Genomic DNA, 26,376 nt, shown 5'->3' with positions numbered 1-26,376 from the left:
CTTTGTCACTGGCGTTGATGATTTGCGTCTCTTTGCTGCCGCCCTGTTTTTTCGCATAGTCGATAGCGTCATCAATCAGATGTTTATAAGCATCGAGACCGGCAGCTTTCAGGATCAACGAAGGGTTGGTGGTCGCGTCTTCCGGGTGGTAATGGCGAATGGATTCGATGTCGCCGCTGTCCGCCACCACGGTGGTGAACTGTTTCAATGCATCTAGCTGGTTCATCGCTTAACTCCTTGATTAGCAATAATGTGGGCAAACGAGTCGTGCCCTTTCCTGTTGAGTCGTGGCTCAACACAGTGCTACAGACGTTGCACGAAGAAAATGCGTTTTCTCTGATTGTGGCGCTGAAGGGCATCTGTCACGGAAGGGGGTGCCTGATCGGTTCAGCTACGTGTTTTGCCAACATTAAGAATAGCAGGCTGCGCCAAAGCCGCAGGCGAAGCCGTGGCAATCTGTGCCCTCGTTCTTTGAGCGCCTTCACCCTCTTTTGTGCCGCAGATTCCTATACTGGTGGTTTTTCAGCCGTGCCAAAGGATGCCAAATGGACGATCAACTCAAGCAAAGTGCGCTCGATTTCCACCAATATCCCACTCCCGGAAAAATTCAGGTTTCCCCCACCAAACCGCTGGCGACGCAGCGTGATTTAGCACTGGCCTATTCGCCGGGCGTGGCGGCACCTTGCCTGGAGATTGCTGCCGATCCGCTGGCGGCGCACAAATACACCGCACGCGGCAATCTGGTGGCGGTGATTTCGAACGGCACGGCAGTGCTCGGTCTCGGCAATATCGGTGCGCTGGCCGGTAAGCCGGTGATGGAAGGCAAAGGAGTATTGTTCAAGAAATTCGCCGGCATTGATGTGTTCGATATCGAAGTGGATGAGCTGGACCCGGATAAGTTGATTGAGGTAATCGCCGCGCTGGAGCCGACCTTTGGCGGCATCAACCTTGAAGATATCAAAGCGCCTGAGTGCTTTTACATTGAGCAGAAATTGCGTGAGCGCATGAAGATTCCGGTGTTTCACGATGATCAGCACGGGACCGCGATTATCTGTACTGCGGCGGTGCTAAACGGTTTGACCATCGTGAAAAAGGCCATCTCAGATGTGCGGCTGGTGGTGTCTGGGGCGGGCGCATCAGCCATTGCTTGCCTGAATTTGCTGGTGGCGCTCGGCATGCAGAAGCACAACATTGTGGTGTGTGATTCTAAAGGGGTGATTTACCGCGATCGTGAACCCAATATGACGCCGACCAAAGCCGAGTACGCCATAGAAGATAAAGGCGCGCGTACGCTGGATGAGGTGATTGCCGGTGCGGACATCTTCCTCGGCTGCTCGGGTCCGAAAGCGATGACGCCAGAGATGGTGAAGAAAATGGCACCCAATCCACTCATTCTGGCGCTCGCCAATCCCGAACCGGAGATCATGCCGCCGCTGGCCAAAGAGGTACGGCCGGATGCGATTATCTGCACCGGACGTTCAGATTTCCCCAATCAGGTGAACAACGTGCTGTGTTTCCCGTTTATTTTCCGCGGGGCGCTGGATGTGGGTGCCACGGCAATTAACGAAGAGATGAAACTGGCGGCGGTGCATGCGATTGCGGCCTTAGCGCAGGCCGAGCAGAGCGATGTGGTGGCCTCCGCCTATGATGATCAGGATCTGAGTTTTGGACCGGAATATCTGATCCCGAAACCGTTCGATCCGCGTTTGATTGTGCAGATCGCGCCTGCTGTGGCGAAAGCGGCGATGGAGTCCGGCGTGGCGACGCGGCCCATCGCTGACTTTGATGCCTATCGCGAGCAGCTCACCGAATTTGTGTATAAAACCAACCTGTTTATGAAGCCGATTTTCTCGCAGGCACGCAAAGATCCGAAACGCGTGGTGATGGCCGAAGGGGAGGAGGTGCGCGTGCTGCATGCGACGCAGGAGCTGGTATCACTGGGGCTGGCGAAGCCGATTCTGATTGGTCGTCCAAACGTGATTGCGATGCGTATTCAGAAGCAAGGATTAAAAATTGAAGCGGGTAAAGATTTTGAGATCGTCAACAACGAGTCCGACCCGCGCTTTAAAGAATACTGGAACGAGTATTACCAGATCATGAAACGGCGCGGTGTGACGCCTGAAACCGCGCAGCGCGCGGTGATCGGTAATCCAACCTTGATCGGCGCGATCATGGTGCATCGTGGCGAGGCTGACGCGTTAATTTGCGGCACCATCGGCGATTACCGCGAGCATTACGATGTGGTGGAGAAGGTGTTTGGTTTCCGCGACGACGTGAAGGTCGCTGGGGCAATGAACGCGCTGCTGCTGCCGAGCGGGAATACTTTTATTGCGGATACTTATGTGAATGAAGATCCGAGTGCGGAACAGCTGGCGGATATCACATTGCTGGCGGCCGAAACGGTGCGTCGTTTTGGTATCGAACCACGCGTGGCGTTGCTGTCTCACTCCAGCTTTGGCACGTCCAATGCACCGGGCGCACGCAAGATGCGCGATGCATTAGCGCTGATTCAGAGCCGTGCGCCAGAACTGGAGATTGATGGTGAGATGCACGGCGATGCGGCGTTGGTGGAGAGTATCCGACGTGAACTGATGCCCGACAGCCCGCTGAAAGGCACGGCTAATTTGCTGATTATGCCGAACGTGGAAGCGGCGCGTATTAGTTATAACCTGTTGCGCGTGTCGTGCTCGGAAGGCGTGACGGTGGGGCCGGTGTTGATGGGGATCAGCAAGCCGGTGCATGTATTGACGCGGATTGCATCGGTTCGGCGCATTGTGAATATGGTGGCGTTAGCGGTAGTGGAGGCGCAGACCGAGCCGTTGTGAGGTGATGACGTGGTTAAAGGCTAAAGGCTAAAGGCTGAGGGCTGAGGGCGAAGGGCTAATGGCCAGGAGGGTGTTGGTGTGGGCCTTAGCCCCTCTGCTGCTGCCGGGCAGTCCTCGCGCCGCTAACGCGGTGCCCTCGGCTTCCACGTCGTGCCGACGGACCGTTCGGGGATCGACCATCCCTGGCCGGCCCCGAACTGATCCACGCATCCCTGCGTGGATCTCCTGGCCCAACGTAAAAGCCTCAGCGCTGCGGATAGCCCTTGCAGCAGCAGAGGGGCTAAGGCCATCAACATTTGTGCTTTCCTGCAAAAGAACTATTCACCCAATCCCAGCCAATCCTTCACCGGCAAGAAATCACTGTAGAGCGCTGCTTCCGGCGTGCCGGCTTCGGTTTGGTAATCATATTCCCAGCGCACCAGTGGCGGCATCGACATCAAAATCGATTCGGTGCGGCCGCCGGTTTGCAGGCCGAACAGCGTGCCGCGATCCCACACCAGGTTGAATTCAACATAGCGTCCACGACGATAGAGCTGGAACTGACGTTCGCGATCGCCCCATGGCAGCGCCTTGCGCTTCGCGACAATCGGTAAATAGGCATCCAGATAACCCTTGCCCACTGCCTGCATAAAATCGAAGCAGTGATCAAAGTCTGGCGTATTCAGGTCATCGTAAAACAGCCCGCCGATGCCGCGCTGTTCATTACGATGCTTGAGGTGGAAATAGTCGTCACACCATTTTTTGTAGCGCGGATAGACGTCTTCACCAAACGGCTGGCACAGGTCAAACGCGGTTTGATGCCAGTGCAGCGCATCCTCTTCGAAACCGTAATACGGCGTGAGATCGAAACCGCCGCCGAACCACCATACTGGATCGGCACCCGGCTTCTCAGCAATGAAGAAACGCACGTTGGCGTGACTGGTGGGGATGTACGGATTTTCCGGGTGGACGACGAGTGACACGCCCATCGCTTCAAAACTGCGGCCGGCCAGTTCAGGGCGATGTGCGGTGGCAGAGGCGGGCATCTGATCACCGTATACGTGGGAAAAATTCACGCCTGCCTGCTCAAACACCGCGCCGTTGCGTAGTACGCGACTGCGTCCGCCGCCGCCGCCTGGGCGCTGCCAGTCATCTTCGGCGAAGGTCGCTGTACCATCGGCAGCGGCCAGCTGGGCGCAAATTTCATCCTGTAGCGTCAATAAAAACGCTTTGACGCGGGAAATATCGGGATTGCTCATGAGTCACTCGTTCCGGAAATTTGCCGCGATTCTACCACAGGAAAAAGCTACGCCTGGCGACGATCGTACTCGTTGAAGTAATTGACGATGCCGTCGGCAATCGCGCTGGCGATCTTCTGGCGGAAGGCGGTGGTACCCAGCAGTTGCTCCTCACGCGGGTTGGTAATAAAGGAAGTTTCGACCAGCACTGACGGAATTGAGGGCGACTTCAACACCGCAAACGCCGCCTGCTCGGTGTGCTGGCTGTGCAGATGATGCACTGGGCGAATTTGATCCAGGACGTGTTTGCCCAGCGTCAGACTATTGCGGATGGTGTCCGTTTGCACCAGATCGAACAGAATCTGGTTCAGGTAGTTATCTTTCTCCTGCACTGCCGCGCCACCGACCTTATCGGCATCGTTTTCACGCTGTGACATATAGCGCGCCATGGCACTACTGGCGCCGCGATTCGACAGGGCGAATACCGACGCGCCGTTGGCATCCGGGCTAGTGTAGCCGTCGGCGTGGATCGACATAAAAAGATTGGCGCCGTGCTGATGCGCGATCTCCACGCGTTGATACAGCGGGATAAAGTGATCGCTTTCTCGCGTCAGTCGCACTTCCACTTTAGGGTGATTTTGCAACAGCGTACGCACGGTGTTGGCGATTGCCAGTACGATGTGCTTCTCTTCCGAGCCTTCTTCGCCCACCGCGCCCGAATCAATGCCGCCGTGGCCCGGATCGATCATCACGATGCGTTTGCCGTTAGTGGCCGGCTTCGGCGGCGTGTGACCTTTGCTAACACGCAAATCAGCGCTCTCTTCTTTCGCCATCACCGCGCGCGGTGACAGCACCGCCAGCGCCAGGCCAGAGAGAATCAACTGGCGGCGATTGGTCAGCCGCTTCAGCAGTGAAATTTTACTCATAATGGGGTCCCTGACAGAAAATCCTGCCCAGTGTTATATCGTAACAACTGCCTTGCGGCGACTTCACAACCATTTCAGCGCATTACTTTGTATTACACGTTACTAACAGCAATTTAGCCGTTTTTTTCCACCGTTGCGCGGCGGGAGGGTTGCGCCTGGCAAAGAATGCGTGATAATCAGCGAATTGTGCTTAATAGCAGGGTAACGCCGATGGAAATCCGCTCATTCCGCCAGGAAGATTTTGAAGAAGTGATCACGCTCTGGGAGCGTTGCGATCTGTTACGTCCGTGGAACGATCCGGAACTGGATATCGAACGTAAAATGAACCACGATCCGGAGCTTTTTCTGGTGGCGGAAGTCGGCGGTGAAGTGGTCGGCACGGTGATGGGCGGTTACGATGGCCATCGCGGATCGGTCTACTATCTGGCGGTGCATCCCGATTATCAGGGGCGCGGATTTGCTAATGCGCTGATGAATCGTCTGGAGAAAAAGTTAATTGCGCGTGGCTGTCCGAAGATCAATCTGATGGTGCGCGAAGAAAATGACCAGGTGCTCGCCTTCTACGAGAAACTCGATTACGAGCCGGTGGATTCGGTGTTGCTGGGTAAACGTTTAATCGAAGACCGCGAATATTAAGCCGCCGATGATGGGGCTGAAATATTTGCCAGATGAATACGATGCAAAAGGGCAGCTACGGCTGCCGTTTCTTTTCTGGCCGATTCTGTTATTGCAGGCGCGCACCTGGCTGTTACTGGTGATGGCGGGCGTGTCCCGTCAGCAGGGTAACGATCTGCTGGCGCTGTTCTATCCCGATCGTCAGAGCTTTTGGATTGGATTGGCGCTGGGCATTCCGGCGGCAGCGGGTTTGCTGCTGACCGGCTATCGCCAACGCTGGCCGCGACTGTGGCAGAGTTGGCGGCAGGTGCTGAGTGTGTCGTTATTGATCAGTCTGTTGTCACAAGGCTACGGGCTGATACAGGGCGCTTTTCCGGACTCTCCGTGGCCGTTACTTTTAACGCTGTTTGATCTGCTGGCGTTGATTTGGCTGCAAACCCATCAGCGCCTGCGCGACTGTTTTCTGCCGGAACATCACATCGAATAAACTTTTTGCCGGTTTGCGACTCCAACAGGCACGCCAATCGGCACAAGAGATCAAGGAGCATTCATGAAAGTTGTTCGTCCCGCACTGCTGGTTAGCGCCATGATGCTGGCAGGTTGCGCCAGTTCAGGTTCCTCTACCGCCTCCAGCGCGAGCGAAAGCCATTGGTATAATCCGCTGAGTTATCACTGGTCGGCACTCAATCCAATGAACTGGTTTGGCGGCTCGCTAACCGTGACCGAACAAGGCGTGGCAGGCTTAAGCAGCACCACCCCGATGTCAGAAGCGGCGATCGGTAAAGCGCTGAACAATGATTATCAGCTGCGTCAGGGCATGCGCACGCAGAATGGCCAGGTGGTTGATTTCTGGCAGGCGCTGGAAGATGGCAAAGTGAAACTGGTGATCAACGGCCAGAGCAGCGTTGAACGCGTTGAAGTGATGGATGCCGATGCAAAGAGTGCAGACGGCAGCAAGATTGGCGATCTGTTTAGCGCCAAATTCAGCAAAGCCTTCGACAACTGCAAACTCACTACCGGATTAGATGCGCGCGATGTTGAGTGCCGTGCTCCGGGCAGTCAGCACATCTCTTATGTCTACAGCGGCGAAGGGCATGGACCAGAGGGATTGATGCCGGCTGACGACACCTTGAAAAGCTGGAAAATCAGCAAAATCGTCTGGCAGCGCTAAGCAAAAAATAATTGCGTTAACGCACAATCACTGTGTGGCTTTCCGGTATGATATGGGCGAAAAATCGTCCTAACTTTCATGCCGGAGAGCAGTGCAATGCCTCAATTCCAGAGCGGGATCCTGTTGGAACACCGCCGTTTCGCCATTTGGCTAGAAGCTCGTATTTCGGGCGATCTCGATGCTGTCCGCCAGGGGAGCAAAACCTTCCTGCAACAACTCGATGCGCTGCAACAGAAATTTGCCGATGCCGGACTGGGCGCGGTGATCGCCTTTGGCGATGCGCTGTGGCGCGATCTGCAAGGTGCGGATTCAGCGCCAGAATTGAAAGCCTTCTCCCCATTGGGCAAAGGCATTGCACCCGCCACGCAACGCGATCTGCTTATCCATATCCAATCTCTGCGTCATGAGGTGAATTTCTCGCTGGCACAGGCGGCATTAGCGGCCTTTGCTGACGCCGTGAATATTGAAGAAGAGACCCACGGCTTCCGCTGGGTGGAAGAGCGCGATCTTTCCGGCTTTGTTGATGGCACGGAAAACCCGCAAGGCGAGGCGCGTCAGCAGGTGGCAATTATTGCTGAAGGCCCGGATGCCGGTGGCAGCTATGTTTTCACTCAGCGCTGGGAGCACAATCTCAAACTGTGGAATCGTATGGCAGTGGAAAAGCAGGAAGCGATTATTGGTCGCACCAAAGTGGATAATGAAGAGTTGCCGGGCGATCAACGTCCCGCCACCTCGCATCTCAGCCGCGTTGATTTGAAAGAAGAGGGCAAAGGGCTGAAGATTCTGCGCCAGAGCCTGCCGTATGGTTCGGCCAGCGGCACTCATGGCCTATATTTCATCTCGTACTGCAACCGCTTGTTTAACATTGAGCAGCAACTGCTGAGCATGTTCGGCGAGCGTGACGGCAAAAAGGATGCGATGCTGCGCTTCACTAAGCCGGTAACGGGCAGCTACTTCTTTGCGCCTGCACTGGATGCCCTGCAAGCGCTGTAATACGCCAGTGAGCGGCCTTGCGTGCCGCTCACCACGAATCCCGTCTGTTGCATAATCTCTCCCGCCGTCTTATGCCTTTTTAGACTTTGAAATCCCCAAACGATATATAAAACCGTTACTGGTTTGCCCTGAGTTATAAATACACTGACAGCATCTAATGGCATTGGCGATTTCGCCGACGAGCAGGGTGCAGCATGACACTTCCGATTGCGAAAAAATGGATGAGCGGAATCGCCTTGTCACTGGCGTTAGCCGGTGCAGCGCAGGCAACAGAGTTGTTGAACAGCTCTTATGATGTCTCGCGCGAGCTGTTTGTTGCCCTGAATGCGCCGTTTGAGCAGCAGTGGAATGCTGCGCACCCCACTGACAAGCTGACGATTAAACAATCGCATGCCGGGTCATCAAAACAGGCACTGGCTATCTTGCAGGGCCTGCGCGCGGACGTGGTGACTTACAACCAGGTGACGGATGTGCAGGTGCTGCATGATAAAGGCAACCTGATTCCAGCCGACTGGCAAGCCCGTCTGCCGAACAACAGCTCACCGTTTTACTCCACCATGGCTTTTCTGGTACGCAAAGGGAACCCTAAGCAGATCCATGATTGGTCGGATCTGGCACGAGACAACGTGAAGCTGGTATTCCCGAATCCAAAAACCTCCGGTAATGGCCGTTATACCTATCTGGCCGCCTGGGGCGCAGCCGACCAGGCGGATGGTAAAGACAAAGCCAAAACCGAAGCCTTTATGACGAAATTCCTGAAAAACGTCGAGGTGTTTGATACCGGCGGCCGTGGCGCGACGACCACCTTCGCCGAACGCGGTTTAGGGGATGTGCTGATCAGCTTCGAATCGGAAGTGAACAACATCCGCAATCAGTACAGCAAAGATGACTACGAAGTCATCGTGCCTAAGACCAATATTCTGGCGGAGTTTCCGGTGGCGTGGGTCGACAAAAACGTCGAGCACAACGGCACCGCTGACGCGGCCAAAGCCTATCTGAATTTCCTCTATTCCCCTGAGGCGCAGAAAATCATTACCGGTTTCTATTATCGCGTGAACAATCCACAGATGATGGCGGAACAGAAAGACCGCTTCCCGCAGACCGCGCTGTTTAATGTGCAGGATGCCTTTGGTGGCTGGGATAACGTGATGAAAACCCATTTTGCCAGCGGCGGTGAGCTGGATAAATTACTGGCAGCGGGGCGCGGTTGATGTTTGCTTTAGCGCAAAAGCGCGTGCTGCCAGGGTTCGGTCTCAGCCTCGGCACCAGCCTGCTGTTTACCTGCCTGATCCTGCTGTTGCCGATCAGCGCACTGCTGATGCAACTGTCCAACATGACACTGGCAAAGTATTGGGATGTGGTTAGCAATCCGCAGCTGATTGCGGCGTATAAAGTCACGCTGTTGTCAGCGGGCGTGGCGTCCATCTTCAATGCGTTCTTTGGCATGTTAATGGCATGGATTCTGACCCGTTACCGCTTCCCCGGCCGCGCGTTGCTGGATGGCTTAATGGATCTGCCGTTTGCATTGCCTACCGCCGTTGCCGGTCTGACGCTGGCGGGGTTGTTCTCGGTGAGTGGTTGGTATGGTCAATGGCTGGCTCATTTCGATATTAAAGTCTCTTACACCTGGCTAGGCATTGCGGTGGCGATGGCCTTCACCAGCATCCCGTTTGTGGTGCGCACCGTGCAACCAGTGCTGGAAGAGTTAGGCCCGGAATATGAAGAAGCGGCTGAAACGCTGGGTGCGACACCGTGGCAGAGCTTCCGCCGTGTGGTGCTGCCAGAGGTGGCGCCCGCGCTGTTAGCGGGCACGGCGTTATCCTTCACGCGCAGCCTGGGTGAGTTTGGTGCGGTTATCTTTATTGCGGGTAACATCGCGTGGAAAACCGAAGTCACCTCGCTGATGATTTTTGTTCGCCTGCAAGAGTTTGATTATCCGGCGGCCAGTGCTATCGCCTCGGTCATCATGGCCGCTTCGCTGCTGTTGCTGTTCGCGATTAACACCTTGCAGAGCCGCTTTGGCCGTCGCTTAGGAGGCCACTAATGGCGGAGATTTCGCAGATTAATCACGCTGAGCGTCAGCCGGTGAACTGGGGGAAATGGCTGCTGATTGGCGTGGGCGCGCTGGTCTCTTTCCTGCTGCTGGTGGTCCCGATGATCTCCATCTTTTGGGAAGCCCTGAGCCAGGGGGTTATTGCCTCGCTCTCTAATTTAAAAGATGGTGACATGCTGCACGCCATCTGGCTGACGATTCTGGTGGCGCTGATTACCGTGCCGGTCAATCTGGTGTTCGGTACGCTGCTGGCATGGCTGGTAACGCGCTTTACTTTCCCTGGCCGCCAACTGCTGCTGACGCTGTTTGATATTCCTTTTGCCGTGTCACCGGTGGTGGCGGGGCTGATGTATCTGCTGTTCTGGGGCATCAACGGCCCGGCGGGTGGTTGGCTGGACGCGCACAACATTCAGATCATGTTTGCCTGGCCGGGTATGGTGCTGGCCACTATCTTCGTGACCTGTCCGTTTGTGGTGCGCGAACTGGTGCCGGTGATGTTGAGCCAGGGCAGCAATGAAGATGAAGCCGCGGTGCTGTTAGGCGCATCGGGCTGGCAGATGTTCCGCCGCGTGACGCTGCCGAACATTCGCTGGGCGCTGATGTACGGCGTGGTGCTCACCAACGCCCGTGCCATTGGCGAGTTTGGTGCGGTCTCGGTGGTCTCGGGATCGATTCGCGGTGAGACCTATACCTTACCGCTTCAGGTTGAATTACTGCATCAGGATTACAACACGGTTGGCGCCTTTACCGCGGCTGCGTTGTTAACCCTGATGGCCATTTTGACGCTGTTTCTGAAAAGCGTGGTGCAGTGGCGATTAGAGCATCAGCAGAAGCGCCAACAGGAGTAAAATCATGAGCATTGAGATTAAACACATTAACAAAGCGTTCGGCCGTACGCCGGTGCTAAACGATATCTCTCTGGATATTCCTACCGGCAAAATGGTGGCGCTGCTGGGGCCGTCGGGCTCGGGCAAAACCACGCTGCTGCGCATCATCGCGGGTCTGGAGCATCAGAACAGCGGGCAGATTCATTTCCACGGTAAAGATGTCAGCCGTATTCACGCGCGCGATCGTCAGGTCGGCTTCGTGTTCCAGCACTATGCGCTGTTCCGCCATATGACCGTGTTCGATAACATCGCCTTTGGTTTAACCGTGTTGCCGCGCCGTGAGCGCCCATCCGCCGCTGAAATCAAACAGCGTGTGACGCGCCTGCTGGAAATGGTGCAGCTGGCTCATCTCGCTAATCGTTTCCCGGCGCAGCTTTCGGGTGGACAGAAGCAGCGCGTGGCATTGGCGCGTGCGCTGGCAGTGGAACCGCAGATCTTGTTGCTGGATGAACCTTTCGGCGCGCTGGATGCGCAGGTGCGTAAAGAGCTGCGTCGCTGGCTGCGTCAGTTGCATGAAGAGTTGAAATTCACCAGCGTGTTTGTGACGCATGACCAGGAAGAGGCGATGGAAGTCGCAGACAGCGTGGTGGTGATGAGTCAGGGCAATATCGAACAGGTCGGCACGCCGGATGAAGTGTGGCAGGAACCGGCCACCCGCTTTGTGCTGGAGTTCCTCGGCGAAGTGAATCGCTTCGACGGTGAGGTACACGGTTCACAGTTCCATGTGGGGGCGCATCGCTGGCCGCTGGGCTATACGCCCGCGCATCAGGGCGAAGTTGAGCTGTTCCTGCGTCCGTGGGAAGTCGATATCTCACGTCAGAGCAGCCTCGAAACCCCGTTGCCGGTGCAAGTGCTGGAGATCAGTCCACGTGGCCACTTCTGGCAATTAGTGGTGCAGCCAAGCGGCTGGCAGGGTGAGGTCTTCTCCGTGGTCTATGACGGCGATCACACCGCTCCGATTCGCGGCGAACGCCTGTTTGTTGGCCTGCAGCAGGCACGACTGTACAACGGCACGACGCCGCTGCGTCCGGTTGCCTTTGCCGAAAGCGCCTGATATTTTTGACACTCCTTCGGGCGGGACTTTCCCGCCCGATTTATTTGCCTCTCTTCTGTCTGGAATCAAACCGTGACCATACTGGAAAATACCATCGGTAATACGCCGTTGATCAGGCTGCAACGCCTGACGCCCGATAACGGCAGTGAAATCTGGTTAAAGCTGGAAGGCAATAATCCGGCCGGTTCGGTAAAAGATCGTGCGGCCTGGTCGATGATTCATCAGGCGGAACAGCGCGGTGACATTCAACCCGGCGATACGCTGATTGAAGCCACCAGTGGGAATACTGGCATCGCCCTGGCGATGATCGCGGCGATGAAAGGCTACAAATTGCGCCTGCTGATGCCGGATAACATGAGCCAGGAGCGGCAGGACGCGATGCGTGCCTACGGCGCGGAATTGATTCTGGTGACGCGCGAACAGGGCATGGAAGGCGCACGCGATTTAGCGCAAGAGATGGCCGATCGCGGTGAGGGCAGGGTGTTGGATCAGTTCAATAATCCCGACAATCCCCTAGGCCACTATCTCACCACCGGCCCGGAAATCTGGCAGCAGACGCAGGGCCGCATGACCCATTTTGTCTCCAGTATGGGCACGACGGGCACTATCACTGGCGTCGGTCGCTATCTGAAAGAGTTTGCGCCAGCGGTGAAAGTCATTGGTTTACAGCCGCAGGAGGGCAGCAGTATTCCGGGTATTCGTCGCTGGCCCGAGGCTTATCTGCCGGGGATTTTCCGTCCTGAATTAGTGGATGAGGTCATCGATATGGCACAGCGGGAAGCCGAGGAAACCATGCGTGCGTTAGCGCAACGTGAAGGGATTTTCTGCGGCGTGAGTTCCGGTGGCGCGGTGGCCGGTGCGCTGCGCATCGCTAATGCCCATCCCGGCAGTGTCGTGGTGGCGATAGTTTGCGATCGCGGTGACCGCTATCTCTCCACCGGCGTGTTCCACTGATCTTCTCTTCCCCGCATTTTATCTGGCCTGCGCGTGCTGTTGTGGTGCGACCGGGCCATTTTTGTCTATAGTCTCCCTGATAATCCTCTGGTGTTGGCACTGTAAGGATCGAGTAAAATCGGCTGCGCTCATTGCCAACTCAGGCCAAAATAGCGGCAATTTTGTACGAGAGATAAAGATGAAAATTCTGCTTGTTGATGACGATGTAGAACTTGGCACCATGCTGAGCCAGTACCTGATTGCGGAAGGCTTTGAAACGCAACTGGTTTTAACCGGAACCGCCGGGATTGAAGGGGCGCTGTCGGGCAACTATACCGCGATGATTCTCGACATTATGCTGCCGGATATGAGCGGTATTGATGTGCTGCGTCAGGTGCGCCAGAACAGCCGTTTGCCGGTGATTATGTTAACCGCCAAAGGCGACAACATCGATCGCGTTATCGGCCTGGAAATGGGTGCGGATGATTATGTGCCAAAACCATGCTACCCGCGTTAGCTGGTGGCGCGTCTGCGTGCCGTAGTGCGTCGTTCAGAAGATCAGGCACCGGTTCAGGACAAAAACGAACTGCTGCGCTGGGGTGAGCTGAGCCTGAATCCGGCCACGCGCATCACCGAATGGCAGGGCAAAGCCTTTGATCTGACCGCGTCAGAATTCAACCTGCTGGATCTGCTGCTGCGTGCGCCCGATCGCGTGGTGTCGAAGGACGAATTGTCAGAAAAAGGGCTCGGTCGTCCGCGTGAAGCTTACGATCGCAGCGTGGATGTGCACATCAGCAATATCCGCCAGAAGCTGGCCGCGCTCACCGCCGACAGCATCAACATTGAAACTGTGCGCAGTATTGGTTATCGCATTCGATGAAACACAGCTACCGCGGCCGCATGTTCTGGAAGATCTTACTGGGCTTCTGGATTGTATTTGTCATCATCAGCCAGCTGCTGTGGCTTGGTTTTACGCTTTCCGGTAATCGTCACGAACCACCCGAAATTGTGGCTATCCGTCGTATTGTGAATTTACAGATGGCGTCCGCAGTTTCTGTCTTGGAGCGCGGCGGACCGAGTTCACTGGATGACATGATGGCCGATTGGGAACCCAACGACCGCCAGTTCTTCTCAGTCATCCAGCATGATAAACCTGCCGCTACGCCCGGCAATGCGCCGCCGGAAACCTTCAGTGAACCCTTCCATGGTCCGTTCCCGGATATCATCGTCCGTTGGGTGAAAGGGCAGGATGGCAAAGAGTACGAGTTGCGTTACGACGTTAAAGGATTGCGCGAGGATAGTTCGATGGGTGGCGGTGGCCCGCGACGTATCCTCAACATCCCAGAGCCGATGTTCACCTTTGCCGGGGCGCTAGGATTACTGTTCAGCTTATTACTGGCCTGGAACCTGACGCGCCCAATGCGCCAGCTGCGTGAAGGCTTTGCCCGCGTATCCAGCGGCGATTTGTCGGTGCGACTCTATCCGGTCATGCGTCGTCGTCATGATGAACTCTCCAGCGTGGCGCAAGACTTTGATGCCATGGTGGAGCGCCTGGATACGCTGGTGAAGGCGCGCGAGGAATTACTGCACGACATCTCCCACGAACTGCGTTCACCGCTGGCGCGCCTGCAACTGGCAACCGGTCTGGCGCGGCAAACGCCGGAATCAGTGGAATCCTCTCTGAACCGCATCGATGAAGAAGCGCGTCGTCTCGACAAGATGATTGGCGAATTGCTGACGCTATCGCGTGCGGAACATGAAAGTATGCCGGGTGAGCAGTATTTCGATCTCACTGGCCTGCTGCACGCGGTGGTCACGGACGTGCGCTATGAGGCACAGATTCCGGGCGTAAAAGTCGACTTTCAGGTCGATGAGAACGCCGACTACACCGTGCACGGCAATGCCGAGTTGATTCGCCGTGGTGTAGAGAACGTCCTGCGTAATGCGTTGCGCTTCTCGCACAAAGGCCAGCATATCAGCGTGAGGCTACAGGCGGAGAATCAATGGCTGGCGATTCGCGTGCGCGATCAGGGCCCGGGCGTTGACGACGAAAAGCTTTCCAGCATCTTCGATCCCTTCGTACGCGTTAATTCGCCACTGATGGGCAAAGGATACGGCTTAGGGCTCTCCATCGTGCGTAAGGTGATTCTGGCGCACCACGGTGAGGTACAGGCGGTCAATCGCCCTGAAGGTGGCTTAGAGCTAACGTTACGATTGCCACGCTGGAAGCAAGACTGAAGGTTTAAGCGCTCACAATCTAACCGCGTTCTTGTGAATCCATAGTAGCGCGCCCATGCAGTCCGGTTAGCACAGGCAAGCGCGCAATGCATTGCGACTCATACTACGAACCTATTCGCACTAAGCCGTGCATCTAACGCAGTAAAAAGCAGCACGCACTGTGTGGAGTAGGGCAGGACGACCGGGCAGAGGAGCAAAGCGTCCCTCGCCATGGATGGCGAGGGCCGAGGCCCAGGGATGGTTTATGCCGTCTTTGCGATCTGCCCGGTCGTCCTGACCGACCGCACTAGCCCTAACGCCACTGCACCATCCCTAACGCCACCGCACCCTGCAGTTCCAGCCAGCCACACAAACAAAAACGGCACCCATTGGGTGCCGTTTTTACTATCCAGACGCTGCTTACTTCTTGATGCGGATAACCGGGGTTTCACCCACAGTTACCTGACCGGAGAGTTTGATCAGATCTTTGATTTCGTCCATGTTCGAGATCACAACCGGCGTCAGCGTAGATTTTGCTTTCTCTTCCAGCAGTGGCAGATCAAACTCGATCACCACGTCGCCTTTTTTCACTTTCTGGCCTTCTTCGGCGATGCGTTTAAAGCCTTCACCTTTCAGTTCAACCGTATCGATACCGAAGTGGACGAACAGCTCGATGCCGTTGTCAGATTCGATTGAAAAGGCGTGGTTGGTCTCAAAAATCTTGCCAATGGTACCATCAACCGGTGCAACCATTTTGTTGCCAGTCGGTTTAATGGCGATACCATCACCCACGATTTTCTCAGCAAATACCACATCAGGTACGTCTTCGATATTCACGATTTCGCCTGACAGAGGCGCAACGATATCAATAGTCCCTGACGCGCTCTCTGATTTTTCGCCAAAAAGTTTAGAAAACAAACCCATGATCTTCTCCTAAGCAGTAATTTGGGGCCAGCGTCTCGTGGATCAGCAGAGCGTTTTTTCTTTAATGAACTTGTTCACCAGGTTCATTAAATCTTCCGCTGTGGGTTGAGCCAGAGCCTGCTCCGCCAATGCCTTCGCATCTTCGAAATTAGTATTACGAATAATCTTCTTGATGCTCGGGATTGAAATGGCACTCATGCTGAATTCGTCCAGCCCCATTCCCAGTAACAGTAGTGTAGCACGTTCATCACCAGCCAGCTCACCACACATGCCGGTCCATTTCCCTTCGGCATGTGATGCGTCGATCACTTGCTTAATGAGGCCCAAAACAGATGGCGTCATTGGGTTATAGAGGTGTGAAATCAAATCATTACCACGATCGACCGCCAGAGTATACTGCGTCAGGTCATTTGTCCCAATACTAAAGAAGTCGACTTCTTTCGCCAGATGACGCGCAATCACCGCTGAAGCCGGTGTTTCCACCATAATGCCCACTTCAATGGTCTCATCAAAGGCTTTGCCTTCTTCACGCAACTGGGTTTTCAGCAGCTCCAGCTCGGCCTTCAGCGCACGCACTTCTTCCACCGAAATGATCATCGGGAACATGATGCGCAGTTTGCCGAAGGAAGAGGCACGCAGGATAGCGCGCAGCTGAGCATGCAGAATCTCTTTGCGGTCCATGGCGATACGAATCGCACGCCAGCCGAGGAACGGGTTGTCCTCTTTCGGCAGGTTCATGTACGGCAGGTCTTTATCGCCGCCGATGTCCATGGTACGCACGATGACGGCCTGAGAGCCCATGGCTTCCGCTACCGCTTTATACGCCTGGAATTGCTCTTCTTCGGTTGGCAGCGAGTCACGGTCCATAAACAGGAACTCGGTACGATACAGGCCCACGCCTTCCGCACCGTTGCGCTCTGCACCAGCGACATCGCGCACGGTACCAATGTTGGCGCACACTTCCACCTGATGGCCGTCCAGCGTGATAGCGGGCAGATCTTTCAGTTTCGCCAGTTCGTGCTTTTCAGACAGGTATTGCGTCTGAATCGCTTTCAATTCTTCTTGTTCTGCATCGGTAGGATTAACGTAAATCTTGTTATTCACGCCATCGAGGATCAGGAAGTCACCGTTTTTGATTTGCGTGGTGACGTTACCGGTACCGACAATCGCTGGGATCTCCAGAGAACGCGCCATGATGGACGTATGCGAAGTACGGCCACCGATATCGGTGATAAAGCCCAGCACCTTCTTCAGGTTCAGCTGTGCGGTTTCTGACGGCGTTAAATCTTTCGCCACCAGAATAGATTCTTCTGCGATAGCACCCAGGTCGACAATATGCAGACCGAGGATGTTTTGCAGCAGACGCTTACCGATGTCACGCACGTCAGCCGCACGCTCTTTCAGGTATTCGTCGTCGAGTTCTTCCAACGCCTTGGCCTGGCCATCAATGACAGAGTACGCCGCAGCGTCAGCCGTTGCGTGATCTTTCTTAATCAGGTCGATGATTTCCTGCTCAAGCTCTTCGTCTTCGAGCAGCATGATGTGACCTTCAAAGATCGCCGCTTTCTCTTCACCGAGGGTTTCACCGGCTTTGACACGGATGGCTTCGAGCTGTACTGCCGCTTTGCCACGTCCATCAAGGAAGCGTTGAACTTCTTGCTCAACCTGATCGTCAGTAATTTTTTTACGGCTGATGACGATCTCATCTTCCTTCAGCAGAAGTGCTTTGCCGAAAGCGATACCCGGTGATGCTAAAATGCCTGAAATCATAACCCTACCTTTTAATCACGATGGCTCATTGACCCAATGCGTTGCCACTGTCGCGGAACAGTACTCTAAGGAAGCAAGAACGCGGACAGGTTGTCCGCGATCAAGATATTTGCACTCAATGGGGCAAAGGAGTCGGTTTAGTTGCTTGCCTGAGCGGAATTACTCCAGCTCAGCCATCAGTTTCACCAGGTGCTCAACCGCTTGCTGCTCATCTTCACCTTCAGCAGACAGCGTAACAACCGTACCCTGAGTCAGACCCAGAGTCTGCAGTTTGAACAGGCTTTTCGCGCTGGCAGATTTGCCATTAGAGGTCACAGTGATGTCTGACTGGAAAGCCTTAGCTTCTTTCACGAACTGAGCTGCAGGACGGGTATGAAGGCCGTTAGGTGCGGTAATGGTAACTTCTTGCTGGAACATTCTATTTCCCCAACTTTATCAGGTTTGGTGTTATGGATCTAAAGTCTAGCCTGGAGCCGTCACTTTAGCCTGTATAGGTGCGCTGGTGTGGCATTAAGCTGACCAAAAAATGCGCTTAGTAATGTGCGTCTTTCAGCAGCAGATCAAAAACTGTGCGAAAAGGTCACCTTGCTAAGTATGCCGTGATTCGCCGTTTCGCCAAATCAGTAATTCCATTCAGCTTGATCCACTTCAAAGCCAGATTAATTTCAGGCACCGAAATAATTGGGAGCTTAAATACCAGAGCCGTGTCATTGAAATCAATCTGTCTGGTGATAAAAGTGAGATCTGCGCCACAAAAAAGCACCCATTCGGGTGCTTTTTTCATCGTTTTCAGACTATGGCGGTTACTGCTGCAGCTCTTTTTCAGTGAACAGATCGGCAAACAGGGCGGTGCTTAAATAGCGCTCGCCAGAGGAGGGCAGGATCACCACGATATTCTTATTGGCGAATGCTTCGTCTTCCTGCAGCTTCAGTGCTGCAGCCACTGCCGCACCTGAAGAGATACCGGCCAGAATGCCTTCTTCTTCCATCAGCTGACGTGCGGTGCTGATGGCTTCTTCGTTGGTAATCGCAACGACCCGATCAACCAGTTTCAGGTCAAGGTTGCCAGGAATGAAACCTGCGCCGATACCCTGAATTTTGTGTGGACCCGGCTTGATCTCTTCACCCGCGATAGCCTGAGCGATGACCGGAGAGTCAGTCGGCTCTACCGCGACGGTGATTAAGTCTTTTTTGCCTTTGGTGTTCTTGATGTAACGGCTCACGCCTGTCAGCGTGCCGCCGGTGCCCACGCCCGCAATGAACACATCCACTTCACCGTCGGTGTCTTCCCAGATTTCCGGGCCGGTGGTTTTCTCATGGATCTCCGGGTTAGCCGGATTGCTGAACTGCTGCAGCAGCACAAATTTATCCGGATCGCTGGCAACGATTTCCTCGGCTTTAGCAATGGCACCTTTCATACCTTTTGCGCCTTCGGTCAGCACCAGATTCGCGCCCAGTGCTTTCAGCAGCTTGCGACGTTCAACAGACATGGTCTCTGGCATGGTCAGCGTGAGTTTGTAACCGCGAGCGGCGGCCACGTAAGCCAGTGCAATACCGGTGTTACCGCTGGTTGGCTCAACCAGTTCAACGCCCGGCTTTAAGATTCCGCGTTTTTCTGCGTCCCAAATCATATTGGCACCGATACGGCATTTGACGCTGAAGCTCGGGTTACGCGATTCGACCTTCGCCAGGATGCGTCCATTACCGATGCGGTTCAGTCGAACCAGCGGCGTATGACCAATTGTCAGAGAGTTGTCTTCATAGATCTTACTCATAGCTCGTCCTTAACTGTATGAAATATTGGGAACCCTCAGAGCATACCTGTTCTTCCGGTGTGCGGAAGGAAAGAAATCGCATATCTATATAGCCCACAACCATAAGCCTTACGCAAAAATGCATAAGGCTTTTTGAAGCTTTAGTGACGTGCATGCTGTAGGCGGTAGCGATCAACCCACATCGCAGTCGCGCCACATACGGCCACCGGCATGATAGCCAGGTTCAGAATCGGAATCATGGTGAACAAACTGACCAGCGCGCCAAATTGCATGTTCGCCGTTTTATGCTGACGTAACGCACTACGCATCTGCTGAAAACTCACTTTGTGGTTATCAAACGGATAGTCGCAGTACTGCACCGACAGCATCCAAGCGCTAAACAGAAACCATAATACCGGTGCCACCGTTTGTCCAAAACCGGGGATAAAGTAAAGCAGCAGCAGTCCCAGTGCACGCGGTAAATAGTAGCCAAGCTTCTGTAATTCGCGCTTCATGATGCGCGGGATATCATTAACCATCGCCATCCAACCGCTATCCGGCAGCGGGTGACCGGTGAGGCGACCTTCCAGTTGCTCAGCCAGCAATCCACAAAAGGGGGCGGCAATCCAGTTCGCGATGGTGGAGAAGAAGTAGCTGAATACCAGCACAATCGATATGACGGAAAGCGGCCACAGCAAATAACTGAGCCACTGTAGCCAATCAGGGATGTGCGACATCAAGGCCGGAATCCACTCTCCGAGCCGTTGAAACAGCCAGATAAAGGCGCCTCCTAGCAGCAAAATGTTCACCAGCAGAGGAATAATGACGTAACGACGAATGCCAGGCAGACGTACCAGTCTCCAGCCTTCGGCAAAGTAATGAATACCATTTAATGATGAGGGCGATTTCTCAACGGGCATAGCGAGCCTTTCTCCTTTATGTGGCGGCGCGAACATCATAACCTGGCTTTTTGTCGGTGGCAGGCGCACTTTGCGCGAAAAATCAGCAAAAAAGCGTGGGGCAGCTATCTTATTTGTCAGAAAATACTGCACAGACTTGCACTTGTTTAGCTGGGCAAATACAGTTAGAGGATAAAGTTTGCCGTGGTGGCAAGGTATTGGAACAACAGAGAATACAATGATGCAGGATTTGCGTCTGATATTAATCGTTGTTGGCGCGATCGCCATAATAGCGTTGCTACTTCACGGACTGTGGACCAGCCGTAAAGAGCGCTCTTCCGTGTTTCGCGATCGCCCGCACAAACGTCTGAAACAGCGCGAAGAAGCGGATGAAGATCTGCTGAGCGAAGAAGATGATGATGGTGTCGGCGAAGTGCGTGTCCGTCGCAATCGTGACGCGCATGTCGAACCCGAATTCGACGCACCTGTGACTAAGCCTGTCAGCGCGCCACGTGCGCCTGAACCTGCGCGTCAGCCATTCCCGCGTCATGAAACCCCATTGATGGGTGATCCGCTGCTGGATGATGAGCCGGAAGTGCGCCAGCCTGCACCTGCGCCACAACCGCCGGTGGTTAAACCTGCGCCGCAGCCACAACCGCAGCCTCACTCCGTTCAGGCCGATCCCTTACTGGATAACGAGCCACTTTCTGCCACGCAGCCTGCGCCTGAGTTCCAGGCCGCTGAAGAGCCCGAATACGAAGAAGAAGCGCCGATTGCACACGATGAACCAAAACAGTCTGCTGCTTCTACCCAGAGAAAAAATGAAGCGGTACTGGTGCTGCATGTTGCCGCCCACGCCGGCGGTGAACTGAACGGTGAAGCTCTGTTGCAAGGTATTTTGCAAGCGGGCTTCCAGTTTGGTGAGATGAATATTTTCCATCGTCACCTGAGCCCAGCGGGCAGCGGTCCTGTGTTGTTCAGTCTGGCGAACATGGTGAAACCGGGGTCCTTTAATCCCGACACTATGGGCGATTTCAGCACGCCAGGTATCTCCATCTTTATGATGGTGCCGTCGTATGGCGATGCGAACCAAAACTTTAAGCTCATGCTGCAATCTGCCCAGCGTATTGCGGACGATGTCGGCGGGGTTGTGCTGGATGATGAGCGTCGCATGATGACGCCACAGAAGCTGGAAACTTATAAAGCGCGTATTCGCGAAGTTATCGGCTGATAGCCGCGAGCAAAATCAAATATTAACGAAACAACCCCCGCATGTCGGGGGTTTTTTATCGGATAAAACACTATGAAATCGGTTCAGGAGCAGATCACCGCGCTGCGCACCTCGTTACGTCACCATGAGTACCTCTATCACGTGATGGATACGCCGGAAATTCCGGATGCAGAATATGACCGACTGATGCAGCAATTGCGTGAACTGGAAGCGGCACATCCCGATCTCATTACCCCGGATTCGCCGACTCAGCGCGTGGGAGCAGCACCGCTGGCCGCCTTCGAACAGGTGCGCCACGAGGTGCCGATGCTGTCACTCGACAACACTTTCGATGAAGCCGGATTCCTTGCCTTCAATAAGCGCGTCCAGGATCGCCTGAAAAGCAGCGACGATCTGACCTACTGTTGCGAGCTTAAGCTGGATGGCCTGGCGGTCAGTCTGTTGTATGAAGATGGACTGCTGGTGCGTGCGGCGACACGCGGTGATGGCACCACGGGTGAGAATATCACCGCCAACGTGCGCACCATCCATGCTATTCCACTGCGCCTGCACGGCGACAATATTCCTGCGCGTGTTGAAGTTCGCGGTGAGGTCTTTATGACCGAAGCGGGCTTCGAGAAACTCAATGAGGATGCACGTCGCACCGGCGCGAAAGTGTTTGCCAACCCGCGCAACGCTGCGGCGGGATCGCTACGTCAGCTCGATCCGCGCATTACCGCTAAACGTTCTCTGACTTTCTTCTGTTACGGTTTCGGCCTGCTGGAAGGCGGTGACATGCCCGCCAGCCACTGGCAGCGCCTGCAGCAATTTAAAGCCTGGGGTTTACCGGTCAGCGACCGTATTCGTCTGGCGCATACCGCGGAAGAGGTGCTGGAGTTTTATCGTCAGGTTGAGCAGGATCGCCCGACACTCGGATTCGATATTGATGGCGTGGTCATCAAGGTCGATTCGCAGGCACTGCAGGAACAATTAGGCTTTGTCGCCCGCGCCCCGCGCTGGGCCGTGGCCTTCAAATTCCCGGCGCAGGAGCAGATGACCTTTGTGCGCGATGTTGAGTTTCAGGTGGGACGTACCGGCGCGATTACGCCAGTCGCTCGTCTGGAGCCGGTGCAGGTGGCTGGCGTGGTGGTGAGTAATGCCACCTTGCACAATGCGGATGAAATTGCGCGTCTTGGCCTGCGCATTGGCGACAAAGTGGTGATTCGCCGCGCCGGAGATGTGATTCCGCAGGTGGTCAACGTGGTGGAATCTGAACGACCGGATGATACCCGTGAAATCGTCTTCCCCAGCCATTGCCCGGTGTGTGGCTCGGATGTCGAGCGCGTGGAAGGCGAAGCCGTTACCCGTTGTACCGGTGGGCTGATTTGTGGTGCCCAGCGTAAAGAGGCGCTCAAACATTTTGTTTCTCGTCGTGCGATGGATGTTGACGGCATGGGCGACAAAATTATCGATCAGCTGGTCGAAAAAGAGTACGTACAAACACCTGCCGATCTGTTCCGTCTGACGGCGGGCAAGCTGACGGGACTGGATCGCATGGGGCCGAAATCTGCACAAAATGTGGTGGATGCGCTCGAAAAAGCGAAACTCACCACGCTGCCTCGCTTCCTGTATGCGCTGGGGATTCGTGAAGTCGGTGAAGCCACTGCGGCCAATCTGGCCAATCATTTTGGCGATCTTGAGAAGGTGATGAACGCCGATCTGGATGCGCTGATTGCGGTGCAGGACGTGGGTAAAGTGGTGGCGGCACACGTGCGTAATTTCATGGAAGAAGAGAGCAATCGCGAAGTCATCCGCGAACTCACCCAAGAGGTGGGCGTGCATTGGCCGCAGCTGGAAGTGGTGAATGTTGAAGAGATCGACAGTCCATTTGCTGGCAAGACCGTGGTGCTGACCGGTTCGCTGTCGCAGATGAACCGTGATGATGCCAAAGAGCGACTGATGGCGCTGGGCGCGAAAGTGAGCGGCAGCGTGTCGAAGAAAACAGACTTATTGATTGCTGGCGAAGCGGCCGGTTCCAAACTGGCGAAAGCGCAGGAACTCGGTATTCCGGTGATTGATGAAGCGGAAATGATTCGGTTACTGGGAGCTTAACGTGGACAAACATCAGCTGGTTGAAATTGCCAATACCGCTATGCCGTTCGGCAAGTATAAAGGCCGTATGCTGATTGATGTGCCAGAAGAGTATCTGCTGTGGTTTGCGCGTAAAAACGAATTTCCGGCAGGGAAGCTGGGCGAGCTGATGCAGCTGACCCTGGCGATTAAAATAGAAGGATTGCAGGGGTTAGTTAAACCGCTAAAGCGCAGTGAATAACAAAACGGCCCGCAATTGCGGGCCGTTTGCTTAGGATTTTTGTGCTTCGACTTGCTGCTGTGCCAGCCGCTTCTCATTGCCCGCCTTATAGCGCTGGGCGATGAAGGAGCACACCATCAACTGCACCTGATGGAAGATCATCAGTGGCAGCACGATAATCCCCACTGAGCTGGCCGGGAACAGGATATTGGCCATCGGCACGCCATTAGCGAGACTCTTTTTCGAACCACAGAACAGCACCACGATTTCATCGGCGCGGCTGAAACCAAACAGACGCGAGGCACCCAGGTTAATCGCCAGCGCGACAAACAGAATCAGCACGCTGCCTGCCAGAATCCACAGCAGCGTATCCACACCGACGCGATGCCAGATACCGTTGACCACTGCTTCGCTGAACGCGGAGTAAACCACTAACAGAATCGAGGTCTGGTCAGTTTTACCAATCAGGCTACGATGCTTCTCCACCCAGCCGCCAATCCAGCGACGAGACATATGACCAATCACAAACGGCACCAGTAGTTGCAGCATGATTTTGCCAATCTGCTCCAGACCGTTGCTCGGCGCATCGCTATGGACGTTCATCACCAGATTCACTAGCAGCGGCGAGATGAATACGCCCAGCAGGCTGGATGCCGAAGCGGCACAGACCGCAGCCGCCACGTTCCCCCCCGCCATGGAGGTGAAGGCAATCGCAGACTGCACGGTGGCAGGCAGAATACACAGATAAATGAAGCCGGTATAAATCTCTGGCCCGACGTTCACCGGATGCCACCACACCAGCAGCAAGCCAAGAATCGGGAACACCACGAAAGTGCTGCACATGATCCACAGATGCAAACGCCAGTGGCTGCTGCCGGCAATGATTTTCTCGCGTGACAGCTTGGCACCGTGCATAAAGAACAGCAGGGCGATGGCGGCGGTGGTCAGGTATTCAAAGAAATCGACAAACCCGCCTTTGGCCGGGATGAAGCTGGCCAACAGCACAGTGATGATGAGTTTGACCATCATCGGGTCGAGTCGTAAAAAGCCCATTGTTACAATCCGGTTAAAATAAAAAAGATGGTGCTGATTGTGCGCCAGCTGGGTTTAGAAATAAAATTGATTTATTGCATCAATCTATGAGCGATATCGATGAATTACACCTTACGGCAGTTACGCACCTTTGTGGCAGTAGCGCAGCAGGGCAGTTTTAGTCAGGCAGGGCAAGCGATTGGGCTCAGCCAGTCGGCGGTCAGCCACAGTATCAAAGAGCTGGAAGCGGAAATGGGCGTGCGTTTGCTGGACCGCACCACACGTGAAGTGATGCTGACGGAAGCGGGGCACCAACTGGCATCGCGGCTGGAACGTTTGCTGGAGGAGTTAAATACCACGCTGCTGGATGTGCGCAGTTACGGCGAGCAGCGCAGTGGCACCGTACGTGTTGCCGCCAGCCAGACACCTTCGGCAAATCTAATGCCGCAGTGTCTGGCGAGTAGCCAGCAACGTTATCCGGATATCCGCGTCATCCTGCACGATCGCGCTCAGCAGTCAGTGCTGCAAAGCGTGCGCAATGCGGAGGTGGATTTTGGCATTGTCATCGGGCCGCTAGGGGATGCCGATCTGGATTACGAAGCGATTTTGCAGGAGCCGTTCTTATTATTGTGCCATGCGGATGATGTTTTGGCCCAGGTCGAGCGAGCGGAATGGACGATGCTGGCGGGGCGCAACCTGGTTTTGCAGGATTATGCTTCAGGAAGTCGTCTTCTGGTGGATGCGGCGCTGCAGCAGTTATCGATTCAGGTGCAGGTGGTGCAGGAAATTGGTCATCCCGCCACGCTGTTTCCGATGGTGGAAGCCGGTATTGGCATCAGCATTTTGCCTGCGCTGGCGTTACCGCTGCCGGCGGGGCGGAAACTGACGGTGCGACGCCTCTATCCGGAAATCCATCGAAATCTGATGCTGATTAAACGCAAAAATCGCTCTCTGACACCCGCTGCGGAAGCGATCTGGCAGGAAGTGCGCCAACAAGCAGGCCTGCTGGCGCAACAACGTGCTCTCAAACCGGCGTTTTAGACGTAAACGTTGATCTGATTGGTCTCGGTCGGACGGTTAATGCCATCGGCTTTCTGGGCGCTGGTGGCACTTTCCGTTGTGGGCTGCTGTGCTTCTTGTTTCTGTTGTGCTTTTTCTGCTGCCTGCTGCTCGATTTGTGCAATCTGCGCTTCAATCATCTGAATCTGCGATTGCAACATCTGTTCCTGTTCAGATTTTTGCTCATCTGTCAGGGAGTCATCACTGGATAAATCTTTAATTTCTTTGGTGATGCTTTGAATCTGTTTATTCAGGCTGGCAATTTCTGACGTTGAACCGCTACCGCTGCTTGCGGTACTGACACTGCTAACACTTGAGATAGTAGACATGGTTTTCTCCTTGCAATAGACCATTATCGTTATCGGCAAGGGGATAAAACGGCTTGAGCACAAAAAGCGTTAAGTGTTTGCAAAGGTTTTGTGAGGGTGGGCAAATAGCAGATAGCAAAAAGGCGCCTTTAGGGCGCCTTTCTACATTGGTGGGTCGTGCAGGATTCGAACCTGCGACCAATTGATTAAAAGTCAAC

Annotated in this window: 26 protein-coding genes and 1 pseudogene; 16 read left to right on the top strand and 11 right to left on the bottom strand. The window is 54.7% G+C overall.

Annotated features, from left to right (window positions below):
- Positions 1-226: transaldolase family protein (locus RT340_RS10920; RefSeq protein WP_313375920.1), on the bottom strand; the 226-nt coding region annotated here is incomplete at its 3' end.
- Positions 227-545: 319 nt separating this feature from the next.
- Between RT340_RS10920 and maeB the strand changes: the two genes are divergently transcribed.
- Positions 546-2,825 (top strand): NADP-dependent oxaloacetate-decarboxylating malate dehydrogenase, encoded by a 2,280-nt coding sequence (gene maeB, locus RT340_RS10915; RefSeq protein ID WP_313375918.1) that lies wholly within the window; start codon positions 546-548, stop codon positions 2,823-2,825.
- Positions 2,826-3,142: 317 nt separating this feature from the next.
- Here maeB and hemF read toward each other — a convergent pair whose 3' ends face one another.
- Together hemF and amiA are read right to left on the bottom strand one after the other, a co-directional pair.
- Positions 3,143-4,063 (bottom strand): oxygen-dependent coproporphyrinogen oxidase, encoded by a 921-nt coding sequence (hemF, locus tag RT340_RS10910; RefSeq protein WP_313375916.1) that lies wholly within the window; start codon positions 4,061-4,063, stop codon positions 3,143-3,145.
- A 47-nt stretch (positions 4,064-4,110) separates the two neighbouring features.
- Entirely contained in the window at positions 4,111-4,968 is an 858-nt protein-coding gene (amiA, locus tag RT340_RS10905) for an N-acetylmuramoyl-L-alanine amidase AmiA (protein ID WP_097118565.1), read from the bottom strand.
- A gap of 210 nt (positions 4,969-5,178) precedes the next feature.
- Here amiA and RT340_RS10900 point away from each other — a divergent pair, with 210 nt between their 5' ends.
- The 11 genes and pseudogenes from RT340_RS10900 (at position 5,179) to RT340_RS10850 (ending at position 14,912) form a co-directional block, all read left to right on the top strand.
- The gene (locus RT340_RS10900; RefSeq protein ID WP_034825851.1) at positions 5,179-5,604 is read left to right on the top strand and encodes a GNAT family acetyltransferase; all 426 of its coding nucleotides are present in this window, start codon (positions 5,179-5,181) and stop codon (positions 5,602-5,604) included.
- A 7-nt stretch (positions 5,605-5,611) separates the two neighbouring features.
- Entirely contained in the window at positions 5,612-6,070 is a 459-nt protein-coding gene (locus RT340_RS10895) for a DUF2919 domain-containing protein (protein WP_313375912.1), read from the top strand.
- A 63-nt stretch (positions 6,071-6,133) separates the two neighbouring features.
- A complete protein-coding gene (locus RT340_RS10890; protein ID WP_097118563.1) occupies positions 6,134-6,754 on the top strand; it encodes an RpoE-regulated lipoprotein in 621 nt (206 codons plus the stop codon).
- Between the two features lie 96 nt (positions 6,755-6,850).
- Positions 6,851-7,747 carry a Dyp-type peroxidase gene (locus RT340_RS10885; protein ID WP_313375910.1) on the top strand — a complete coding sequence of 299 codons (897 nt, stop codon included), beginning with the start codon at positions 6,851-6,853 and terminating at the stop codon, positions 7,745-7,747.
- 194 nt (positions 7,748-7,941) lie between these two features.
- Complete coding sequence (locus tag RT340_RS10880; protein WP_313375908.1) at positions 7,942-8,958, top strand: sulfate ABC transporter substrate-binding protein; 1,017 nt, start codon at positions 7,942-7,944, stop codon at positions 8,956-8,958.
- Positions 8,958-9,791: a sulfate/thiosulfate ABC transporter permease CysT gene (gene cysT, locus RT340_RS10875; protein WP_313375906.1), complete on the top strand. Its 834-nt coding sequence runs from the start codon at positions 8,958-8,960 to the stop codon at positions 9,789-9,791. The genes RT340_RS10880 and cysT overlap by 1 nt, the downstream gene beginning before the upstream one ends.
- On the top strand, positions 9,791-10,648 hold the full coding sequence (cysW, locus tag RT340_RS10870; protein WP_313375904.1) for a sulfate/thiosulfate ABC transporter permease CysW: 858 nt from the start codon (positions 9,791-9,793) through the stop codon (positions 10,646-10,648). Before cysT ends, cysW begins: the two co-directional genes overlap by 1 nt.
- 4 nt (positions 10,649-10,652) lie before the next feature.
- A complete protein-coding gene (gene cysA, locus RT340_RS10865) occupies positions 10,653-11,741 on the top strand; it encodes a sulfate/thiosulfate ABC transporter ATP-binding protein CysA (protein ID WP_160869742.1) in 1,089 nt (362 codons plus the stop codon).
- Positions 11,742-11,813: 72 nt separating this feature from the next.
- Positions 11,814-12,695 (top strand): cysteine synthase CysM, encoded by an 882-nt coding sequence (cysM, locus tag RT340_RS10860; RefSeq protein ID WP_313375902.1) that lies wholly within the window; start codon positions 11,814-11,816, stop codon positions 12,693-12,695.
- 178 nt (positions 12,696-12,873) lie between these two features.
- Positions 12,874-13,554, top strand: a pseudogene (locus RT340_RS10855) (response regulator transcription factor).
- Positions 13,551-14,912, top strand: coding sequence for an ATP-binding protein (locus tag RT340_RS10850; protein ID WP_097118557.1), 1,362 nt, complete (start codon positions 13,551-13,553; stop codon positions 14,910-14,912). Before RT340_RS10855 ends, RT340_RS10850 begins: the two are co-directional and overlap by 4 nt.
- 399 nt (positions 14,913-15,311) lie before the next feature.
- On the opposite strand, the gene crr is transcribed toward RT340_RS10850, so the two are convergent.
- The 5 genes from crr to cysZ form a co-directional block, all read right to left on the bottom strand.
- Positions 15,312-15,815, bottom strand: coding sequence for a PTS glucose transporter subunit IIA (gene crr / locus RT340_RS10845; protein WP_034825872.1), 504 nt, complete (start codon positions 15,813-15,815; stop codon positions 15,312-15,314).
- Between the two features lie 42 nt (positions 15,816-15,857).
- Positions 15,858-17,585, bottom strand: a complete 1,728-nt coding sequence (gene ptsI / locus RT340_RS10840) for a phosphoenolpyruvate-protein phosphotransferase PtsI (RefSeq protein WP_034825874.1) — start codon at positions 17,583-17,585, stop codon at positions 15,858-15,860.
- Positions 17,586-17,744: 159 nt separating this feature from the next.
- Entirely contained in the window at positions 17,745-18,002 is a 258-nt protein-coding gene (ptsH, locus tag RT340_RS10835; protein WP_034825876.1) for a phosphocarrier protein Hpr, read from the bottom strand.
- A 386-nt stretch (positions 18,003-18,388) separates the two neighbouring features.
- Positions 18,389-19,360 (bottom strand): cysteine synthase A, encoded by a 972-nt coding sequence (cysK, locus tag RT340_RS10830; RefSeq protein WP_034825880.1) that lies wholly within the window; start codon positions 19,358-19,360, stop codon positions 18,389-18,391.
- Positions 19,361-19,500: 140 nt separating this feature from the next.
- Complete coding sequence (cysZ, locus tag RT340_RS10825) at positions 19,501-20,259, bottom strand: sulfate transporter CysZ (protein ID WP_097118555.1); 759 nt, start codon at positions 20,257-20,259, stop codon at positions 19,501-19,503.
- Between the two features lie 217 nt (positions 20,260-20,476).
- Between cysZ and zipA the strand changes: the two genes are divergently transcribed.
- The 3 genes from zipA to RT340_RS10810 all read left to right on the top strand — a co-directional run bounded on the left by zipA (position 20,477) and on the right by RT340_RS10810 (position 23,780).
- Positions 20,477-21,469, top strand: a complete 993-nt coding sequence (zipA, locus tag RT340_RS10820; RefSeq protein ID WP_313375897.1) for a cell division protein ZipA — start codon at positions 20,477-20,479, stop codon at positions 21,467-21,469.
- 72 nt (positions 21,470-21,541) lie between these two features.
- Positions 21,542-23,560 carry an NAD-dependent DNA ligase LigA gene (gene ligA / locus RT340_RS10815; RefSeq protein WP_211728280.1) on the top strand — a complete coding sequence of 673 codons (2,019 nt, stop codon included), beginning with the start codon at positions 21,542-21,544 and terminating at the stop codon, positions 23,558-23,560.
- Between the two features lies 1 nt (position 23,561).
- Positions 23,562-23,780: a DUF3820 family protein gene (locus tag RT340_RS10810; RefSeq protein WP_038645584.1), complete on the top strand. Its 219-nt coding sequence runs from the start codon at positions 23,562-23,564 to the stop codon at positions 23,778-23,780.
- 30 nt (positions 23,781-23,810) lie between these two features.
- Here the strand turns inward: RT340_RS10810 and RT340_RS10805 are convergent, their stop codons facing one another.
- Complete coding sequence (locus tag RT340_RS10805; RefSeq protein ID WP_097118552.1) at positions 23,811-24,812, bottom strand: bile acid:sodium symporter family protein; 1,002 nt, start codon at positions 24,810-24,812, stop codon at positions 23,811-23,813.
- Between the two features lie 99 nt (positions 24,813-24,911).
- Here RT340_RS10805 and RT340_RS10800 point away from each other — a divergent pair, with 99 nt between their 5' ends.
- Positions 24,912-25,832 (top strand): LysR family transcriptional regulator, encoded by a 921-nt coding sequence (locus RT340_RS10800; RefSeq protein WP_058959064.1) that lies wholly within the window; start codon positions 24,912-24,914, stop codon positions 25,830-25,832.
- Here the strand turns inward: RT340_RS10800 and RT340_RS10795 are convergent.
- Together RT340_RS10795 and RT340_RS10790 are read right to left on the bottom strand one after the other, a co-directional pair.
- Positions 25,829-26,179, bottom strand: coding sequence for a FlxA-like family protein (locus RT340_RS10795; RefSeq protein WP_058959063.1), 351 nt, complete (start codon positions 26,177-26,179; stop codon positions 25,829-25,831). The genes RT340_RS10800 and RT340_RS10795 overlap by 4 nt on opposite strands.
- The coding region (locus tag RT340_RS10790) for a hypothetical protein (RefSeq protein WP_313375891.1) at positions 26,157-26,376 on the bottom strand (220 nt) is incomplete at its 5' end. The genes RT340_RS10795 and RT340_RS10790, both read right to left, overlap by 23 nt.

The organism is Pantoea sp. CTOTU50773, from assembly GCF_032082325.1.
Lineage (GTDB): Bacteria > Pseudomonadota > Gammaproteobacteria > Enterobacterales > Enterobacteriaceae > Pantoea > Pantoea communis.
This window is presented reverse-complemented; position numbering and strand designations above follow the sequence as displayed.

Bases quoted from the DNA above. Each gene is read 5' to 3' on its own strand.
- ptsI (WP_034825874.1), bottom strand. From the start codon at position 17,585: ATGATTTCAGGCATTTTAGCATCACCGGGTATCGCTTTCGGCAAAGCA.
- maeB (WP_313375918.1), top strand. From the start codon at position 546: ATGGACGATCAACTCAAGCAAAGTGCGCTCGATTTCCACCAATATCCC.
- ptsH (WP_034825876.1), bottom strand. From the start codon at position 18,002: ATGTTCCAGCAAGAAGTTACCATTACCGCACCTAACGGCCTTCATACC.
- cysK (WP_034825880.1), bottom strand. From the start codon at position 19,360: ATGAGTAAGATCTATGAAGACAACTCTCTGACAATTGGTCATACGCCG.
- RT340_RS10890 (WP_097118563.1), top strand. From the start codon at position 6,134: ATGAAAGTTGTTCGTCCCGCACTGCTGGTTAGCGCCATGATGCTGGCA.
- RT340_RS10885 (WP_313375910.1), top strand. From the start codon at position 6,851: ATGCCTCAATTCCAGAGCGGGATCCTGTTGGAACACCGCCGTTTCGCC.
- RT340_RS10900 (WP_034825851.1), top strand. From the start codon at position 5,179: ATGGAAATCCGCTCATTCCGCCAGGAAGATTTTGAAGAAGTGATCACG.
- cysZ (WP_097118555.1), bottom strand. From the start codon at position 20,259: ATGCCCGTTGAGAAATCGCCCTCATCATTAAATGGTATTCATTACTTT.
- cysA (WP_160869742.1), top strand. From the start codon at position 10,653: ATGAGCATTGAGATTAAACACATTAACAAAGCGTTCGGCCGTACGCCG.
- amiA (WP_097118565.1), bottom strand. From the start codon at position 4,968: ATGAGTAAAATTTCACTGCTGAAGCGGCTGACCAATCGCCGCCAGTTG.
- zipA (WP_313375897.1), top strand. From the start codon at position 20,477: ATGATGCAGGATTTGCGTCTGATATTAATCGTTGTTGGCGCGATCGCC.
- cysT (WP_313375906.1), top strand. From the start codon at position 8,958: ATGTTTGCTTTAGCGCAAAAGCGCGTGCTGCCAGGGTTCGGTCTCAGC.
- RT340_RS10880 (WP_313375908.1), top strand. From the start codon at position 7,942: ATGACACTTCCGATTGCGAAAAAATGGATGAGCGGAATCGCCTTGTCA.
- RT340_RS10805 (WP_097118552.1), bottom strand. From the start codon at position 24,812: ATGGGCTTTTTACGACTCGACCCGATGATGGTCAAACTCATCATCACT.
- ligA (WP_211728280.1), top strand. From the start codon at position 21,542: ATGAAATCGGTTCAGGAGCAGATCACCGCGCTGCGCACCTCGTTACGT.
- RT340_RS10850 (WP_097118557.1), top strand. From the start codon at position 13,551: ATGAAACACAGCTACCGCGGCCGCATGTTCTGGAAGATCTTACTGGGC.
- hemF (WP_313375916.1), bottom strand. From the start codon at position 4,063: ATGAGCAATCCCGATATTTCCCGCGTCAAAGCGTTTTTATTGACGCTA.
- RT340_RS10895 (WP_313375912.1), top strand. From the start codon at position 5,612: ATGATGGGGCTGAAATATTTGCCAGATGAATACGATGCAAAAGGGCAG.
- crr (WP_034825872.1), bottom strand. From the start codon at position 15,815: ATGGGTTTGTTTTCTAAACTTTTTGGCGAAAAATCAGAGAGCGCGTCA.
- RT340_RS10795 (WP_058959063.1), bottom strand. From the start codon at position 26,179: ATGTCTACTATCTCAAGTGTTAGCAGTGTCAGTACCGCAAGCAGCGGT.
- RT340_RS10800 (WP_058959064.1), top strand. From the start codon at position 24,912: ATGAATTACACCTTACGGCAGTTACGCACCTTTGTGGCAGTAGCGCAG.
- cysW (WP_313375904.1), top strand. From the start codon at position 9,791: ATGGCGGAGATTTCGCAGATTAATCACGCTGAGCGTCAGCCGGTGAAC.